Below are 15882 nucleotides of genomic sequence, written 5' to 3' on the forward strand. Positions count from 1 at the left end.
TACAACCGTTAAAAAACGGTTAAACCTCTTCTTTAAAATGGTTGATATCTTTATTTTAATTAGGTTTGCAAAATCTTCTGCTTGCTTTTTTCTTTCTACAAGCAGCAACACTTAAACTATTATTCTAAAAAATTATGAAAAAAAGTATTCGATTTTCGATTGTTTCACTACTGTTTTTAAGTCAATTTATTAATGCTCAACAAGTAAGAGATTTTGTTATTGAACCTCCCATCAAGCCTAATTTATACATCTATAAAACATTTGGGGTATTCGGAGGAAAGGAATATTCTACCAATGCAATGTACCTGATTACCAAAAAAGGAGTTGTTCTGTTTGACGTTCCCTGGCAGAAGACACAGTATCAAAGCTTAATGGACACTATACAAAAACGACACAACCTTCCTATTATTGCTGTATTTGCAACTCACTCCCATGAAGACAGAGCGGGAGATTTAAGTTTTTATAATAAGAAAGGAATAAAGACCTATGCAACAGCAAAGACCAATGAACTGCTGAAAAAAGAAGGAAAAGCCACATCTACTGAAATTACAAAAATCGGAAAACCTTACCGTATCGGAGGTGAGGAGTTTATCGTTGATTTTCTTGGTGAAGGACATACAAAGGATAATGTAGTGGTATGGTTTCCCAAGTACAATATCCTAGATGGTGGATGTCTGGTAAAAAGCAGAAGTGCAACAGATCTGGGCTACACCGGAGAGGCCAACGTAAAACAATGGCCGGAAACAATGGCGAAACTGAAAACCAAATATGCAAAAGCAACAATGGTTGTCCCAGGTCATGATGAATGGAAAGGTGGTGGACACGTGGAACATACACTGGAACTTTTAAATAAAAAATAAGAGATCAATAAAAACGGCTTGACAAATTGTCAAGCCGTTTTTATTATTGTATATGTTGTCAATTGCTAATCCAATACACTCCAACCTCTCTTAGGATTGGCATTATTAGAAACTTCCTGCTCATTAACAATAATATTTTCTTTTTTCTGACCGATATAATCAAGTTCACTTAATTTAGAGAAAATGATTTCCAGACTTCTCAACATCTGCTGGATGTATAATAACGGTTCTCCGCAATTATGATGATCGTAATTGGTTTCTGCAACGATTGAAAGCTGGTTAAGCAAAGTATGAGGAGCAATCTCACTCCACTCCAAACTATAATTCAACATTTCTTCTAATTCTGCAGGAACTAAAACCTGGGTAGAATTATAAAGTCGAAGCGCCAATTTAGCAAAAGAATCAATCAGAAATACTGGTGGTTGCCAAGGAATTACATTTCTGAATTGGAAATACATATCTCCAAATGTATTGATCATTGAGTTGCATAGGAACTTTACATTTTGAGCTAATGCTGTATTCTGATTTTTATGTGATGCTTTCTGAATGATCTTAAATGCATATTGCTGTAGATTTCCGATAGATTTCGCAAAACTTCCATAATAATCAATCAAAACCGGATGACTCTGGATAGAAGTACATGGCGGAATAAAAGTAGAATTTACCTGAGCGATATTTCCTTTTAAATCAACCTTTCCAACGATCAGATAGTTTCCTCCGGAATAACTACTGTTTAAAGAGGTAACCGGAAGGAGTTCGATATGATAATTAGGTTGAGCATTAGGATGTCGTGGTGGAATTTCCTCAGGATCAATATCACCAAAAGGTACTTTGTCAAAAGGATTTACCGAAATCAGAATAAAATATTCTCCATCAGCCTGCTCTTCATTCATCGATTTAGCCAGTGATTTTACGCTCACTCTCCTATCACTTAGCTCTATTCTATAGCCTGCCAATGTTACAGCGCTACAACGTTTGATCACCAACTGGACATCATTAGTTGCTGTATTATGAACATCAAAAATGGTCTTGTCGGTAAATTCGTTTGAAATAGGTAAAAGCCCGAAGTTATAAGGAGTGATTCCTAAAGAATTGGAATCTCTGATGGTGTCAATTAAAAAATTATCCTGATCATTGAGGTGTCTCTGGGAAACTTTCATCCCATCTACCCAATTGATTGCAAAATGTTTAATAGGCTGTATCATATTAAATACTTTTAAATTTTGTGTGGTTATGCTTTTCTTGTTATTCCTTCTTCTTCATGCTGAATAACTCTCTTACAAATAACTATTTCATTTTCAGAAATATTGTTTGCCGTAATGTCCTGGTTAAAATCAATATATTTCCTAAAGCTGAAAAATGATTTTTTAGTATAAAATATCCAATAATAAGATTCTTTTTCTTCATCGGTAAGATGAATGATAGACTTGGGATTCTTATGGTTGTAATCATCCACTACTCTGTAAAACCAATCACCAAACGTTATTCCTGTAGGTAATGTTTTAGCTTTAATCCTGAATCTGTTGGAATCCTCCAGATTTTTACTTAATTCTACATTTAATACCATAAGTCTATCAAAATCCGCGCCTTCAAATTCCGGAAGCCTCTGTTCTGGAGAATAACGCCATGTTTTGTAAATATCAACAGGAATGCTGATAAACTGAACATAGCAGTAATAAAAGACCATTGGGACAAGGAATATGATAACACTTGTTGCAGACATTACCGGGTAACCTGTTCCCACACTCATCCATCTGAACAAAAGCACAAAAAGATATCCTCCAAAAGCGATACACGTTAATGAAAGTATAGATTCAAATAAAATACTCATAGGTAAAGAATCGATATGCTTTTTGAAGTATTTGTCCAATAAATTAACGTGGATAATACCAAAAATCAAGTAGATAATCTGTGCAATAAGATACCAGTAGGGATTAAATAAATTCCCTGAAAACCCAAAAAAGCCTGGTAAGGCGAGACATAAGCTGCATAATAGAACATAAATGATAATGACCTTAATTTTTATAGCAGGTTTGTTTCGTCTGATCACACCGAGTATAATCAGCATAATTACCGCTATTAAAGGCATTAAAATATATCTTAAAAAGATTCCCTTTACTGAAGAAATTTCCATTGGTTGTTTTTCAAATTTATAATGTATTGGTGCTTGTAAATATAGTAAAATATTTTACAGAAAGGTAGAGTATCCAAGGCGGTTTGCATTTCTTTCATCATCTTCAAGCTGAAAAGAATATTCCTGTTTCTCCGTGATAAAATTCTCTTCTACATCCACTGTCACAGGAAGAAAATAATCATACAAAGCCTGAAGTACTTTTCTGAAAGGATTTCCTGAGATATACATTATCATACTTTCATAAGGTATAGGGCCTATATTCACTACCCAGTTTCTCTGTCCATCCATATGTCGTCCACTGGGAATATACGTTACACCCAATGTGGAATTTCCCAATAACATAGAGTCATCATTTTCTTCTATGTCATCTATAATGTTTGGAGTGAAAGTTACTTCTACAGGAACCTGTAAAAAAGCCATCAAACATCTCTCAAACCATCTTTTATCCCCGCGGATATTATGGAAGAAAGGTAAAATATGCATAAAGATATGCGCATTTTTATCATCAAGCTGTTTTACGATAGGCCAAAGATCACTGATGGTTTTAAGCAATGTGTCTGTATCACTGGAAACATCAAAATCAAATTCTTTTGATAAAGCACTGATCTCAGTAAAAAAGATCTCCAGCTCAAACGGACGGAAAAATTTCCTGGCATCACCCTCGATCCTTTTTTGTTTACGGATCTCTTTAACTACGCTCTCTATATTCTTTCTTGTGGTACTTAATGAAGGTGGGTGAAATAAGCCTTCCGGAAGATAATCGTAAATACCCTCTCTATACGTTTCTATAGTATATACTTCTTCATCAAAGCCTAAGTAATTACTAGAAATACTCTTGATATCTTTTAAATAGGCCCTGTCATTGATTCCGATGCGATCAATGAAAATATTACTTACGCTTCTGTGGTATTTCAAAAGATTAACCGCTACTGATTCTGCTTTAAAATCGGTCTGCAGTTTATTGTAATACATATCTACAATATTATTCTCATACATAGTGTTTCCTGTGATTATGGCTTGTAAAGATAATATATCTCATCGCAATGAAAAAAAATATTACTCATTTTTTATATTTCATAGATAATATCATCATTAATAGAGGTAAAAATATAAAATTTTTATATAATCAAAAGGTAGCTTGGTTAAAAAATAGAAAATAAAAACCAACGATCTTAATTTTTAAAACCAATACTCGTAAAATCATTCGGCAAGGTTACATTTTGTTAACCTCATTATGATAAGAAATTCACCTTTTTTACCCATACATATGAAAAGCTAGCCTATCTTTGCAGATTGAAAATGTTATTTACAATGAAAAGTATTTATTCTAAAATTTTAATTTTAGCATTCATCTCCTCTTCTCTTTATTCATATGCATGGGGATTAACGGGACACAGAATTATTGCAGAAATCGCACAAAATCACCTTTCCGGAAAAGCAAGAAGGGAAATCAGAAAAATAATGGGTCAGGAACGTCTTGCGTACTGGGCCAACTGGCCGGATTTTATTAAATCTGATACTACGGGTGTTTGGAAGGAAGCATCAGCATGGCATTATGTAAATATAGATCCGCAAGCTGATTTCAAAACATTTGAACAAAACCTGAAAGCTCAGGCAGGCCCAAGTCTTTATTCTCAGGTAAAAACGTTGTCTGCACAGGTAAAAGATGAAAAAACTTCTGAAAAAGATAGAAAAATAGCATTGATCTTTCTGATTCATATTATGGGAGATCTTGCACAGCCTTTACATGTAGGAAGAGCTGAAGATTTAGGAGGTAACAAAATTAATGTTACTTATTTTGGAGAGAAAACAAATTTACATTCTGTTTGGGATGGAAAATTAGTGGATTCACAAAAATACAGCTATACTGAATATTCAAGATTACTGGATATCAAATCTAAGGACGAAGTAAAACAGATCCAATACGGAACATTAGAGGATTGGTTGTATGATTCTCATAAAATTGCCAATAAGATCTATGCACAGACTCCGGATGGTTCAAAATTATCTTATGACTATCAATATAAATTCAACGATACAATGGAAAGGCAACTTCTTTATGGAGGCTTAAGATTGGCTAAATTGTTGAATGATTTATTTTAAATAATTGAAAATGGAAAGTTGAAAATTAACAAAATACTAACTATCAAATTTTAGTTTTCAATTTTCCACTATGAAAACAAAAAGCGAAACCTAGGTTTCGCTTTTTGTTTTCATAAAATTCAGCTTAAGTTTAAAAAAAATTAAAACTCGTGTAACCTTTTCACCTTCTCAAGCGTATAATATATGTAACTCTAGTTTGAGGATAAAATAAATGAGACAGTTAAAAATTACTAAGCAGGTAACCAACAGGGAAACTGCTTCATTAGACAAGTATTTGCAGGAAATTGGTAAGGTAGAATTGATTACTGCAGACGAAGAAGTAGAATTGGCACAAAGAATACGTGCTGGCGACAGAGCCGCATTGGAGAAATTAATCAAAGCCAATCTTCGTTTCGTAGTTTCTGTATCTAAACAATATCAAAACCAGGGACTTTCTTTACCCGATTTGATCAATGAAGGTAACTTAGGACTTATGAAAGCTGCAAAAAGATATGATGAGACCAGAGGTTTCAAGTTTATCTCTTACGCAGTTTGGTGGATTCGTCAATCAATTTTACAGGCTTTGGCAGAACAGTCAAGAATTGTAAGATTGCCACTAAACAAGATTGGCTCAATTAACAAAATCAATAAAGCATACGCTCACCTTGAGCAGGAAAATGAAAGACCTCCTTCTCCGGAAGAATTGGCTGAAGTTCTTGACATGAGCGAAGAAGATATTAAAGAATCTATGAAAAACTCCGGTAGACACTTGTCTATGGATGCGCCTTTAGTAGAAGGTGAAGATTCTAATCTTTATGATGTATTACGTTCCGGAGAATCTCCAAGCCCTGATAAAGATCTAATGCTTGAATCTCTTCAGATTGAAATCGAAAGAGCATTGAACACTTTAACGCCAAGAGAGGCAGATTTGGTAAGATTGTATTTCGGATTGAACGGAAAACATCCAATGACTTTAGAAGAAATTGGTGAAACTTTTGACCTGACAAGAGAAAGAGTTCGTCAGATCAAAGAAAAAGCGATCAAAAGACTAAAACATAATACAAGAAGTAAGATTTTGAAGTCTTACCTAGGTAAATAATTTAGCCTAAATAATTAATAGCGGAGTTTGATTTTTCAGACTCCGCTTTTTTTTATCTTTGTATCTCATGAGTAAAGAACCATTTATTTTCTTTGGAATAGTTATTTTACTACTAACCGTAGTTCTTTTAATACAATATTTTTATTTTAAAAGACAACAAAAACTTTTTTTTACTTCTATTCAGGATAAAAATTACAACATCATTAGAGACGTTGAAACTGATATTGAAATTTATTCGAAGCTAAAATATAAATTTGTGCATAGAATGGCTGATATCGTTTTTCTAAAAGATGAGATTTTTATAATCATTCATAAGCAATGTATTAAAAGTGGAAAAATTTTACAAATAAGCAAAAGTTCAGATTTTCATTCTGGTGTTTCCCGAAAATTAATTTGTCATTCTAAATTAAAAGTAAGTGAACAACTTGAAATCAAAGGACAATTTGTTGATTTTATCTTAACCCAAAACTTTAAAATCACTTTACATTTAAAAAATAAAGGTTTTGATATCGCTTCTGTTTTAAATTAAATCTATGTAACTTCAACTCATTAAAATAATAATAAAGTTTGTCATTCAGAATGAAGCGTAAGCGGAATGAAGAATCTCAATACATATCATGAAATTATAGAGTACCAAAAGATTTCTCCTATCGTCGAAATGACAAAACACAAAAAAAATAAAAATGAAAAAAATACTGTATACCCTATCTTTTATTATAGCCTTGTCAGCATGTAAGGAAAACAGAAATGAAAATACCCCAATCGTAGATAATGTTGTGGATAATGCAGAATCTTCTGTTTCAGGATCTTTTAAAAGCAGCAGACATGATGACAAAATTGATCAGATCTACTCTGAACTGATTAAAAGCAATAAAAACCTTCAGGCAATTGACGACAAAGTAAAAATCGCGAATGACGAGTCAAACAAAGTGATTTTCGAATATAAAGAAATATTTGACAAATCTGAATCCTACTACATGAATGCAAAATATCACGCCAATGCTATAGGTGACTCTCTTATGAAAATAGAAACCTTGGATATGATTAAAAGCAGCTCAGATCAATATGATTTGAAAATGAAAAATGTAACAGATCTAATTGCAAAGGTTAACGCAAATCAGGAAAAAATGAATGATTTGTATACTATTTTCAAAATCAAAAAAACCTTACCCGAAATTGAAAAATACCAAAAGGCACATCCTTTGAAACCAGATCATCTGAACGGTTTTATTAATAAACAGAATCAATTACTGAATGAAGTAAAAAATTTAAAATAATAACCTTCCTAATTTTTCAATCTTTTAATAACAAAATGCAATATACTACCCAATGGCTTACAGATAAAAGCCGTGTTCCTGAACTGGTTGATTTCTTTATCACCCACAAAACCGATTCCTATATCTCGCACAGTGAAATCATGTATGGCAGAGCCCTGGATTCTGAACATTGGAACCCTGATCTCAGAGCGGTATTTACTGAACAGCTTATGTCTGATTATGACTACGACAATACTTCAAAATTAAACATCTTAATTGCAGAAAATGAAGATGGAAAGATTGTCGGAATGTTAGTTTTCAATGTTATTAATAGCCCTTTTAAAAAGTATGCTATTTTAGAAGATATGCTTTTAGATGAATCTGTTAGAGGGCAATCCCTTGGAAGCAAACTATTGAACGAGGTGATTCAGGAGTCCAAAAACTGGAACATTAGTTTTATTATGTTGGAGAGTGGAGTCAATAATCATGGTGCTCATCATTTTTTTAATAAATACGGATTCCAAAAAGTATCCGAAACTTACATTTTAACATTATAAAATATTGATTCTGATGAATTCAATTTCAATCATTGGTGCCGGAATTGGCGGCCTGACGCTCGGAAATATTCTTAAGCAGCATGAACTGGATTTCAAAATTTATGAATCTGCCTCGGAAATCAAGCCGGTGGGATCAGGAATTATGATGGCGATGAATGCAATGAAAGTCTTCGAGCATCTGAATTTGAAAGAAAAAATTGAAAACGCAGGAAACAAGATTCATGGAATCTCTATAACCGATAGCTCTTTGCACCTTATTTCAAGAACGAACAGCTTTGAATATGAGAAAAAATTTAATTTGTATAATGTAGCCATTCACAGAGCAGAATTACAAAAAATACTTGCCGAAAGTGTTGGGTTTGAAAATATCCGGTTAAACCATAGTCTAGAAAAAATAGAAAAAAAGGACCATTATCTTTTACACTTTGAAAATGGAGAAGATCTAGAAAGCAAAATCATTTTTGGGGCAGATGGAATAAAATCCAAAATCAGAAACCAGATTTTAAAAACAGGAACCATTCGGAACAATGGACAAAAGTGCTGGCGTGGAATTGTTACTTATGATCTGCCCGAAAAATACCAGCATGAAGCTATGGAACTTTGGGGTAAAGGGAAAAGATTTGGTTTTGTCAAAATGTCGGCGACTAAGGTATATTGGTATGCAGTAATTCTTGATAAAAACTTTAAACAGGATCTTGATGTATATTCAGTTTTTAGAGACTTCACCCCTCTTGTTAAAGAAATTATCAAAGCTACAGATCCTAAGGATATTATTTTAAATGACATTACAGACCTTTTACCAATTCCAAAATGGTATTCCGACAATTTATGCCTACTCGGAGATTCAGCTCACGCAACAACCCCTAATATGGGTCAGGGAGCTTGCCAAGCTATAGAAGATGCTTACATTATCGGAAAGTTATTAGAAAAAAGTAAAGACTTTAATTCCATTTTTGAAGAATTCCAGAAGATTAGGAGAAAGAAAGTAGATTATATTGTTAGTACAAGTCATCAGGTAGGTAAGATATCTATGTGGAAACACGCAACCGGGCTTCGAAATTTTTTAATGAAAATGGTCCCGGAAAATACCAATAAAAAGATGATAGAGAAGTTGATTCAATTGGAAATGTGATCAACTATTTCATGTTCATAAAATGAAGATCATAAAAATATTAAAAGCTGTATAGCCTTATTTAAACACTTAAAGTTAATTATAAATAAAGCTATACAACTTATTACTTTAAAGATAAATACAGTAGTTATTTAATCTCTGATTTGACACTTCCGCAAGAAAGCATTTTACTTCCATAATAAGGATTTACAATTTGCTTTTCGTTGCTCAACCAGCTTCCATCAGCCATTGGGCAATATTGAACAAAAATTGGTTTTTCAGAAAGTTTAAATTGTTTTGTTAATGCAATCATATTATTTGACAAGCTAAGGAAAGCCTCTCTTTGAGCAACAATACTTTTCGTTTCAGAAATAGTAGCAGCACCTTTCTTAATAGCATTCAAATTTCCCTCAGAGATTACTTTGGAATCAATTGTTGAAGTTGTTTTTAGGAATTCAGCGGCTGCTTTTGAAGTTTTATCCGCATCATCAGAAGTTAATGCTGTTTTAATGGCAACATAATTCTCATATAACTTTGAAACCTGTGGATTCGCTTTAGTTTGTGCTGTTAAAGAGATTACTGAGAATATAGATAGAACTGCGGTAATGATATACTTTTTCATTGTTTTAAAATTTAGAATTAAATAAGTTTTAATTAAGAATAATTTGAAATCGCATTTTGCGACAACATGTATTGTTTATGTTAAAAAACATAAAGTGAAAAACTTAATTCTAAATTCTGAAGTTACAATGTGTAATAAAAATAGGTATAGATTTACTCTCAGGAGGAGCATTGATCTGAATCTGAGTAAATTTTGTAGTCGAAAAAGATCGGTCAATAAAAAAGAATTCGTGTGCTTTATATGCTACAATCTGCTTTAAAAAATCAATTTTTAAGAAATCTGATTTCTGTGAATCATCAACTTTTACAATTTTGATTTCTGTTTTGCAACAGTCTTTTTTAGTTTTAACGCCACATTTAGCACATACATCATCTGTTTTCTGACTTATAGAAACCAGTTCGTCCATACAATAGTGAATGCTAAAAACGGCTCCGGAAGAAAATCCGAAGTAGAAAATAGAAAACAATATGGCAAGAATCTTTTTCATAATGCTAAAACAAAGGTAAAAATATCTTTTGGACAGATGTTATAAAATTATGTAATGTTATTATAAAATTCAGAAAAGCGCTAAATAAAAAAACTTCTGAAATTTTCAGAAGTTTTTTATTTTTTATATCTCGCAGATTTTGCAGATCGTTTAACTTTCAATTTTCAACTCTCCACTTTCAACTTTTAATTTAAATCTTACCTAATCTTAAACTCAAGTTTTACATTGAAAAATCGTCCTGTTAAACGAACTGGAACAGGATACATATAATTCGTATTCGCATCTGTAATCCATTGGTTTGCTACTGTATTTCTGATATTGAATGCGTTGAAAACCTGTACTCCTAAAATCAATTCTTCAAAGTTACCCCAGAATCCATATTTCTTCTTTTTATCTTTAGAGTCAATAAATACTTTGGATAACCCAAGGTCAACTCTCTTGTAGGAAGTTAGTGTTCTTTGATATTGATAAGCTGCAGTTACATCTGGTGCTCCATTTTGGTCTAATATGATTGGAGCTCCCGTTGGTAGCCCCATCGCATACGTTAATGTAAGATTCACTCTCATAGAAGGAAACTGAGGCATATAATCCTGATAGAACATGGCAAACCTAAATCTTTGATCAGTAGGTCTTGGGATATTCCCTCTTCCATCAATGTTTTCATACACTCTCGCATAACTTGCCGATAACCAGGAGTCTATTCCCGGTACAAATTCACCAAATAATCTGGTATCAATTCCATAAGCATAACCTGTGGCATTATTTTTACCGGAATAGCGGATCCTTACATTATCCATGTAGTATGGAATCAGATTATCCATCTTTTTATAATAAGCTTCCGTTGTTAATTTAAACGGTCGGTCATACATCTGGAACTCATAATCATTTGCTAAAATCAACTGTATAGAACGCTGAGATTTTATGGTATTATTAAAGTTTCCATCTAAATCTTTGATCTCTTTATAGAATGGCGCCTGATAGTACACTCCACCAGATAACCTGAATAACATATCGCTTTCCCAGTCTGGCTTAATAGCAAATTGAGCACGTGGAGAGAAGATAGTTTCATTATTAAAACTCCAGTGAGAAACCCTCACTCCTGCATTGATGAAAACTTTATTGGTTCCCCAGAAAAACTTCTGTGAATACTGTGCATATGCAGATAGCCTTGTTGGTTCAATTGAGTTTTTGCCAGCTATGTTGTATAATAATTTAAGATCACCTCCTATTCCTAATCTTGGATCATCCGGAGGTCTTGGTATACTGTACCCTGCAGAATCTATTAATTTCCATTCGTTGGTGAGATCCTTCAGATTTTCTTTCTCATACTTAAAACCTACTTCAATATCCGTATTTACATTGGGTGAGAAGCGTCCTCTGAACTGTGTTCCATAAGTTCTTACAAAAAGATCATTTCTTGCATGATCAATCTGCCCCCCGCTATCATAACTTGTTACAGGTGCTCCAGTAATGGGATCAAACGTTTGCAATATATAAGCGGATGCTATCGTATAATATTCCCTTTCACGGTTTTGATATGCAAATGCATCTAAAGTAAACTTCCATTGGTCTGATGGTTTGAAATTCATGGAAAGTGTTCCCATCATATTCTTATACTGATCATTTTCCTTTCCGGCATAATTAACAGTCAGGTTTAATGGTCTTTGAAGACTTCCGAAATCAACGCTTCTTTCTTTAGGGATCATCTCGTAGTCATTTTTAGAATAATATCCTACGAATGAAAGGCTAAGCTTCGGATTGATATGATAATTGATATAAGATTGAAAATCCCAATACGTAGGATTGAAATTCGTATCCTCTTTTAATGTATTCAGAACCAGGTTTGTATTTCTGTATCTTCCAGAAAATAAAGCGGTTAGTTTTTTATTTTTTGATGCAAAACCAGTCGTTAATCGTCCTCCAATTAAACTGGCTTCTCCACCGAGTTCAAATTTTTCAGGTTCCCGATAATAAATATTTAAAGCAGAAGACATCTTGTCTCCATATCTTGGCTCAAAACCTCCTGCAGAGAAATTCACTGTTGAAACCATATCCGGATTAATGATACTCAATCCTTCCTGTTGAGAGTTTCTGATCAGGAAAGGTCTGTAAATTTCAATATCATTAATGTAAATAAGGTTTTCATCATAGTTTCCACCACGAACCATATATTGCGAAGAAAGCTCTGTATTAGAGTTTACGGATGGCAGGGTTTTAAGGATCCCTTCTATTCCTCCCGAAATACTCGCAACATTTTTAGCATCTTTTGCCGAAATTTTCACAGTACTAAGGTCAGTTGTACGTCCTACGATTTTTTTCTGGAATACGACTTCCTCAATATCTGAGACTTTTGTAGTATCCCTCTTTTTTGTTTGAGAGAATACTAACATGGGAACCACAAGGCTCAACGGTAAAACTAGTTTTTTCAAAAGAAATGTTTTAAGAATTTCTAAAATTAAGTATTTTTTAACAATTACAAAATCGATTCTCTAATTCTTGTTAATTTTTGTAACAAATCTTCTAATAAATCTAGCCTTAACATGTTAGCTCCATCAGATAATGCCGTTTCTGGTGTAGGATGTGTTTCTATGAAAAGTCCATCTGCACCTACCGCAATTCCTGCTTTGGCGATTGTTTCAATTAAGTCCGGTCTTCCTCCTGTAACCCCTGAATTTTGGTTTGGTTGTTGTAAAGAATGAGTAACATCCAGAATTACCGGAGCATACTGTCTCATGGTAGGAATTCCTCTGTAATCCACGATCAGATCTGTATATCCAAAAGAATTTCCTCTTTCAATGATCGCTACTTTCTGATTATTGGAATCTGTTATTTTCTGAACAGCAAATTTCATCGATTCCGGAGAAAGAAACTGTCCTTTTTTCAATGTAACACATTTTCCAGTTTCTGCTGCTGCAACTAATAAATCAGTCTGGCGTACTAAAAATGCCGGAATCTGTAGAACATCTACATATTGGGCTGCTAAAGCCGCATGTTCATTTTCATGAATATCTGTGGTGGTAGGAATATTAAAAGTTTCTCCAACTTTTTTTAGAATTTCTAAAGATTTTTCTTCACCAATCGTCGTAAAAGAATCTACTCTACTTCTGTTTGCTTTTTTGAAGCTTCCTTTAAAAATATAAGGAATATTGTATTTATTAGTAATTTCTATTACTTTTTCAGCAATCCTCAATGCCATATCTTCGCCTTCGATGATACAAGGTCCTGCGGTAAGAAAAAAGTTTTTTGAATCTTTGTGGTGGATATTATCTAAATACTGAATCATTTTATTATAATTAAAAGTTCAGTAAAAATACTTATAATGTTTCAGAATCCGAAATTATTTGAAATCTTAATATTTTTAAAATCCCAAAGACATTTCTTTCCAAACCATTAAGAATTCATCTTTTTTAAGATCTTTTCAAAAGTATTGATATTTCTACTTGTAAACTGATCTTTCATGCTTTTCTTCCCTAAAATTTTTCCAAAACTGGAATCCAATGTATTTCCTTTAGGAACCTGCCAGTAGAAAATATCATTGATGATCTCACCCTTCTCATTTTCAGTTTTAGAAGCTAGCTCAAATTCTTTCATTAAAACAGTCTCTACACCTCCGTTTCCCACAAAAGTATAGCTATGGAAATCATCGTTCTTCTCAAAAGGGTTTCCTTTCCAGAAGGCTTCAATTTCAGCAAGAGATTTGATAAACAGAAAAGCTTCATAAGAAAAGTACTCTGACATAGATTTTTCAAGAATCACCTTTAAATCAGACACTTTTTTATCTGAAGAAAAAACAATATTTCCGGAAGCTAGTATAGAACTTACATCCTTCATTCCTGCTTCTTTGAAAACCTGACAAACATCTGCCATTTTCATATTGGTTCCTTTCACGTTTACGCCTCGAAGAAAAGCACAGTATTTCATATTTTTAGTTTTTAGGTTGTAGATCTTAGGTTGTAGTTCTTAGGTTATAGGTGGTAGGGTTTAGGGAAAATAACTGTTATAAATAAGTTACGGGGTTCGGGGTTCGAGGTTTTAAACTTTTGGAATCTAATTTCTCTAGCCTCTAACATCTAACTTCTCATTTTCAACTTTCAACTTTCAACTTTCAATTTTCAACTAGCAATTTTAACTCGTACCTCGCATCTCGAACCTCGCATCACTTAATCCTAACGTACAAATTATAATCCGTTCCTGAAGGTTTCAAACGATAAATCTTCTCCAGAATGGTATTTTCACTCTTCAAATGGTCTTTTATTCTAAACTCTTCTAATAACCTGTAGTGGGTTTTGTAATACTCTGCATCTTTACCTTTGAACAGATCATTGTATGAAAGCAGGTACTTCGGTTTTCTGTTTTTTACGGTATTGATCCAATAATTCTTCTTGTCTTTTTTGATTTCATTTTGAATCTGTTTATCAACCAAACCTACTTCATCGATCGTTTTTAATCCTGAAAAATAAGGAACATATCCAGCCGGCTCCAGTAAAATCCATTGACTTTTATCTTTCTCATAAAAATTTAAAGAGGTTCCTATAGACCTTCTGTAATTCCATTCTCCGTTTCCTGTTGCGATAGAATGAATGGTCTGAAAGATCGTCATAGGGAGAATGTAGATAATGATCAATAAAAACAACCATATATTTCTTTTCACCTTTTGCTCTAATACAAATACTAAAACCGGAACAAAAAGTAAAATCTGTGGAACCCAATAATACCAATCAAAAAGACTTTTCTGGGAAAGGAAAATCAATTGTTTCGCCCAGCCAAAAAGAAATATCATCCATAAAAAATAATTTCTTTTTTCTTTCTGGCGAATCAAAAATATAAAACAAACCAGTTCAAAGATCAGAACAATTATAGTAAATGGATTAAAATTCCCCGGTAATTTCAACATTCCCCAGAAATTTCCATAGTTGGTTATGAAATATTCTACATCCTGACTGAATGTAAAGTTCTTATCATAAAGAAGCTTTTTCGCAACAATTGTATTATTTACCCATTCACCAAAATAAAACCAGTTGAAAGCAAGCGCGATAGAGACTCCCAATACTCCACCGGCAATATAGCTCCATCGGATTTTCTTATTCCAGAAAACATCTACCAAAAACACAATTCCTAAAAAAATAACAGTGTCTATTCTTGTAAATAAAATAAGGATCGGTAAGACAATAAGAGCCCATTTTTTCTCTTTTTTTAAGCCATAATACAATAAAGCCATTTCTAAGAAGAAAAGGATTCCATACTCCATTCCGAGGATAGAGATTTTTATGGAAGGAGGCAATATCCCAAACAGAAAAATAAAAATTGCTTTATGCCAGGGATTTTTAAAAAGCAAATGAGATAAAAGCAAACTCCCTATTGTAAAGAGTATTGAATTAAAAATAAGAAGAGGCTCAATGAAACATTCTTTCCCAAAAATAATATTAAACAGATAGGAAACAAAAACATACAAATGGGTCGTGGATGCAGAAATTTTTGTATCTCCGTTAAATCCTATTACTCCGTAATCCATTAAATTCTGAGCAACCCTCCAGGTAATGAATGCATCTTCCTGAATATGGTGTGTCAGTAAAAAAAGGAGCTTAAAAATAACTGTAAAAATTACAGCATAGATGGGAAGTTTATTTGTTCTTTCAGACATTGTGCATCTTTATGGCACAAATATAATCTTAAA

Annotated in this window: 16 protein-coding genes; 7 read left to right on the top strand and 9 right to left on the bottom strand. The window is 33.1% G+C overall.

Annotated features, from left to right (window positions below; all coding sequences use genetic code 11):
- Positions 1 to 134 precede the first annotated feature (134 nt).
- The gene (gene blaIND / locus JHL15_RS13480) at positions 135 to 860 is read left to right on the top strand and encodes an IND family subclass B1 metallo-beta-lactamase (RefSeq protein ID WP_200246511.1); all 726 of its coding nucleotides are present in this window, start codon (positions 135 to 137) and stop codon (positions 858 to 860) included.
- A gap of 65 nt (positions 861 to 925) precedes the next feature.
- Here blaIND and JHL15_RS13485 read toward each other — a convergent pair whose 3' ends face one another.
- Genes JHL15_RS13485 through JHL15_RS13495 form a run of 3 tightly spaced genes read right to left on the bottom strand, consistent with a single transcriptional unit; the run spans position 926 to position 3966 of the window.
- Positions 926 to 2065, bottom strand: coding sequence for a hypothetical protein (locus JHL15_RS13485; RefSeq protein WP_200246513.1), 1140 nt, complete (start codon positions 2063 to 2065; stop codon positions 926 to 928).
- Between the two features lie 26 nt (positions 2066 to 2091).
- Positions 2092 to 2994: a TssN family type VI secretion system protein gene (locus JHL15_RS13490; RefSeq protein ID WP_200246515.1), complete on the bottom strand. Its 903-nt coding sequence runs from the start codon at positions 2992 to 2994 to the stop codon at positions 2092 to 2094.
- 54 nt (positions 2995 to 3048) lie between these two features.
- The gene (locus JHL15_RS13495; protein ID WP_234047774.1) at positions 3049 to 3966 is read right to left on the bottom strand and encodes a type VI secretion system baseplate subunit TssG; all 918 of its coding nucleotides are present in this window, start codon (positions 3964 to 3966) and stop codon (positions 3049 to 3051) included.
- A gap of 339 nt (positions 3967 to 4305) precedes the next feature.
- Here JHL15_RS13495 and JHL15_RS13500 point away from each other — a divergent pair, with 339 nt between their 5' ends.
- The 6 genes from JHL15_RS13500 to JHL15_RS13525 all read left to right on the top strand — a co-directional run bounded on the left by JHL15_RS13500 (position 4306) and on the right by JHL15_RS13525 (position 9120).
- Positions 4306 to 5097 (top strand): S1/P1 nuclease, encoded by a 792-nt coding sequence (locus JHL15_RS13500; protein ID WP_200246520.1) that lies wholly within the window; start codon positions 4306 to 4308, stop codon positions 5095 to 5097.
- A gap of 211 nt (positions 5098 to 5308) precedes the next feature.
- Positions 5309 to 6175, top strand: coding sequence for a sigma-70 family RNA polymerase sigma factor (locus JHL15_RS13505; RefSeq protein WP_002979276.1), 867 nt, complete (start codon positions 5309 to 5311; stop codon positions 6173 to 6175).
- Between the two features lie 67 nt (positions 6176 to 6242).
- Positions 6243 to 6704, top strand: coding sequence for a hypothetical protein (locus tag JHL15_RS13510; protein ID WP_200246522.1), 462 nt, complete (start codon positions 6243 to 6245; stop codon positions 6702 to 6704).
- A 154-nt stretch (positions 6705 to 6858) separates the two neighbouring features.
- Positions 6859 to 7452, top strand: coding sequence for a hypothetical protein (locus JHL15_RS13515; protein ID WP_200246524.1), 594 nt, complete (start codon positions 6859 to 6861; stop codon positions 7450 to 7452).
- Between the two features lie 35 nt (positions 7453 to 7487).
- A complete protein-coding gene (locus JHL15_RS13520) occupies positions 7488 to 7988 on the top strand; it encodes a GNAT family N-acetyltransferase (RefSeq protein ID WP_200246526.1) in 501 nt (166 codons plus the stop codon).
- Between the two features lie 13 nt (positions 7989 to 8001).
- Complete coding sequence (locus JHL15_RS13525) at positions 8002 to 9120, top strand: FAD-dependent monooxygenase (protein ID WP_200246528.1); 1119 nt, start codon at positions 8002 to 8004, stop codon at positions 9118 to 9120.
- Between the two features lie 127 nt (positions 9121 to 9247).
- On the opposite strand, the gene JHL15_RS13530 is transcribed toward JHL15_RS13525, so the two are convergent.
- The 6 genes from JHL15_RS13530 to JHL15_RS13555 all read right to left on the bottom strand — a co-directional run bounded on the left by JHL15_RS13530 (position 9248) and on the right by JHL15_RS13555 (position 15849).
- The gene (locus JHL15_RS13530) at positions 9248 to 9721 is read right to left on the bottom strand and encodes a DUF3347 domain-containing protein (RefSeq protein ID WP_200246530.1); all 474 of its coding nucleotides are present in this window, start codon (positions 9719 to 9721) and stop codon (positions 9248 to 9250) included.
- A 109-nt stretch (positions 9722 to 9830) separates the two neighbouring features.
- A complete protein-coding gene (locus JHL15_RS13535; protein ID WP_200246532.1) occupies positions 9831 to 10208 on the bottom strand; it encodes an HYC_CC_PP family protein in 378 nt (125 codons plus the stop codon).
- A gap of 197 nt (positions 10209 to 10405) precedes the next feature.
- Positions 10406 to 12637 carry a TonB-dependent receptor plug domain-containing protein gene (locus tag JHL15_RS13540; protein ID WP_200246534.1) on the bottom strand — a complete coding sequence of 744 codons (2232 nt, stop codon included), beginning with the start codon at positions 12635 to 12637 and terminating at the stop codon, positions 10406 to 10408.
- 44 nt (positions 12638 to 12681) lie between these two features.
- On the bottom strand, positions 12682 to 13491 hold the full coding sequence (gene kdsA / locus JHL15_RS13545; RefSeq protein WP_200246536.1) for a 3-deoxy-8-phosphooctulonate synthase: 810 nt from the start codon (positions 13489 to 13491) through the stop codon (positions 12682 to 12684).
- A gap of 107 nt (positions 13492 to 13598) precedes the next feature.
- On the bottom strand, positions 13599 to 14129 hold the full coding sequence (locus JHL15_RS13550; protein WP_200246538.1) for a DUF1697 domain-containing protein: 531 nt from the start codon (positions 14127 to 14129) through the stop codon (positions 13599 to 13601).
- A gap of 235 nt (positions 14130 to 14364) precedes the next feature.
- The gene (locus tag JHL15_RS13555) at positions 14365 to 15849 is read right to left on the bottom strand and encodes an LTA synthase family protein (protein WP_200246540.1); all 1485 of its coding nucleotides are present in this window, start codon (positions 15847 to 15849) and stop codon (positions 14365 to 14367) included.
- Positions 15850 to 15882: the final 33 nt, after the last annotated feature.

This window comes from Chryseobacterium paridis, from assembly GCF_016595215.1.
Taxonomy (GTDB): domain Bacteria; phylum Bacteroidota; class Bacteroidia; order Flavobacteriales; family Weeksellaceae; genus Chryseobacterium; species Chryseobacterium paridis.

Coding starts and splice junctions, on each gene's coding strand:
- JHL15_RS13500 (WP_200246520.1), top strand. CDS start 4,306: ATGAAAAGTATTTATTCTAAAATTTTAATTTTAGCATTCATCTCCTCT.
- JHL15_RS13515 (WP_200246524.1), top strand. CDS start 6,859: ATGAAAAAAATACTGTATACCCTATCTTTTATTATAGCCTTGTCAGCA.
- JHL15_RS13525 (WP_200246528.1), top strand. CDS start 8,002: ATGAATTCAATTTCAATCATTGGTGCCGGAATTGGCGGCCTGACGCTC.
- JHL15_RS13485 (WP_200246513.1), bottom strand. CDS start 2,065: ATGATACAGCCTATTAAACATTTTGCAATCAATTGGGTAGATGGGATG.
- JHL15_RS13520 (WP_200246526.1), top strand. CDS start 7,488: ATGCAATATACTACCCAATGGCTTACAGATAAAAGCCGTGTTCCTGAA.
- kdsA (WP_200246536.1), bottom strand. CDS start 13,491: ATGATTCAGTATTTAGATAATATCCACCACAAAGATTCAAAAAACTTT.
- JHL15_RS13555 (WP_200246540.1), bottom strand. CDS start 15,849: ATGTCTGAAAGAACAAATAAACTTCCCATCTATGCTGTAATTTTTACA.
- JHL15_RS13510 (WP_200246522.1), top strand. CDS start 6,243: ATGAGTAAAGAACCATTTATTTTCTTTGGAATAGTTATTTTACTACTA.
- JHL15_RS13505 (WP_002979276.1), top strand. CDS start 5,309: ATGAGACAGTTAAAAATTACTAAGCAGGTAACCAACAGGGAAACTGCT.
- JHL15_RS13495 (WP_234047774.1), bottom strand. CDS start 3,966: ATGTATTACAATAAACTGCAGACCGATTTTAAAGCAGAATCAGTAGCG.
- JHL15_RS13535 (WP_200246532.1), bottom strand. CDS start 10,208: ATGAAAAAGATTCTTGCCATATTGTTTTCTATTTTCTACTTCGGATTT.
- JHL15_RS13490 (WP_200246515.1), bottom strand. CDS start 2,994: ATGGAAATTTCTTCAGTAAAGGGAATCTTTTTAAGATATATTTTAATG.
- JHL15_RS13530 (WP_200246530.1), bottom strand. CDS start 9,721: ATGAAAAAGTATATCATTACCGCAGTTCTATCTATATTCTCAGTAATC.
- blaIND (WP_200246511.1), top strand. CDS start 135: ATGAAAAAAAGTATTCGATTTTCGATTGTTTCACTACTGTTTTTAAGT.
- JHL15_RS13550 (WP_200246538.1), bottom strand. CDS start 14,129: ATGAAATACTGTGCTTTTCTTCGAGGCGTAAACGTGAAAGGAACCAAT.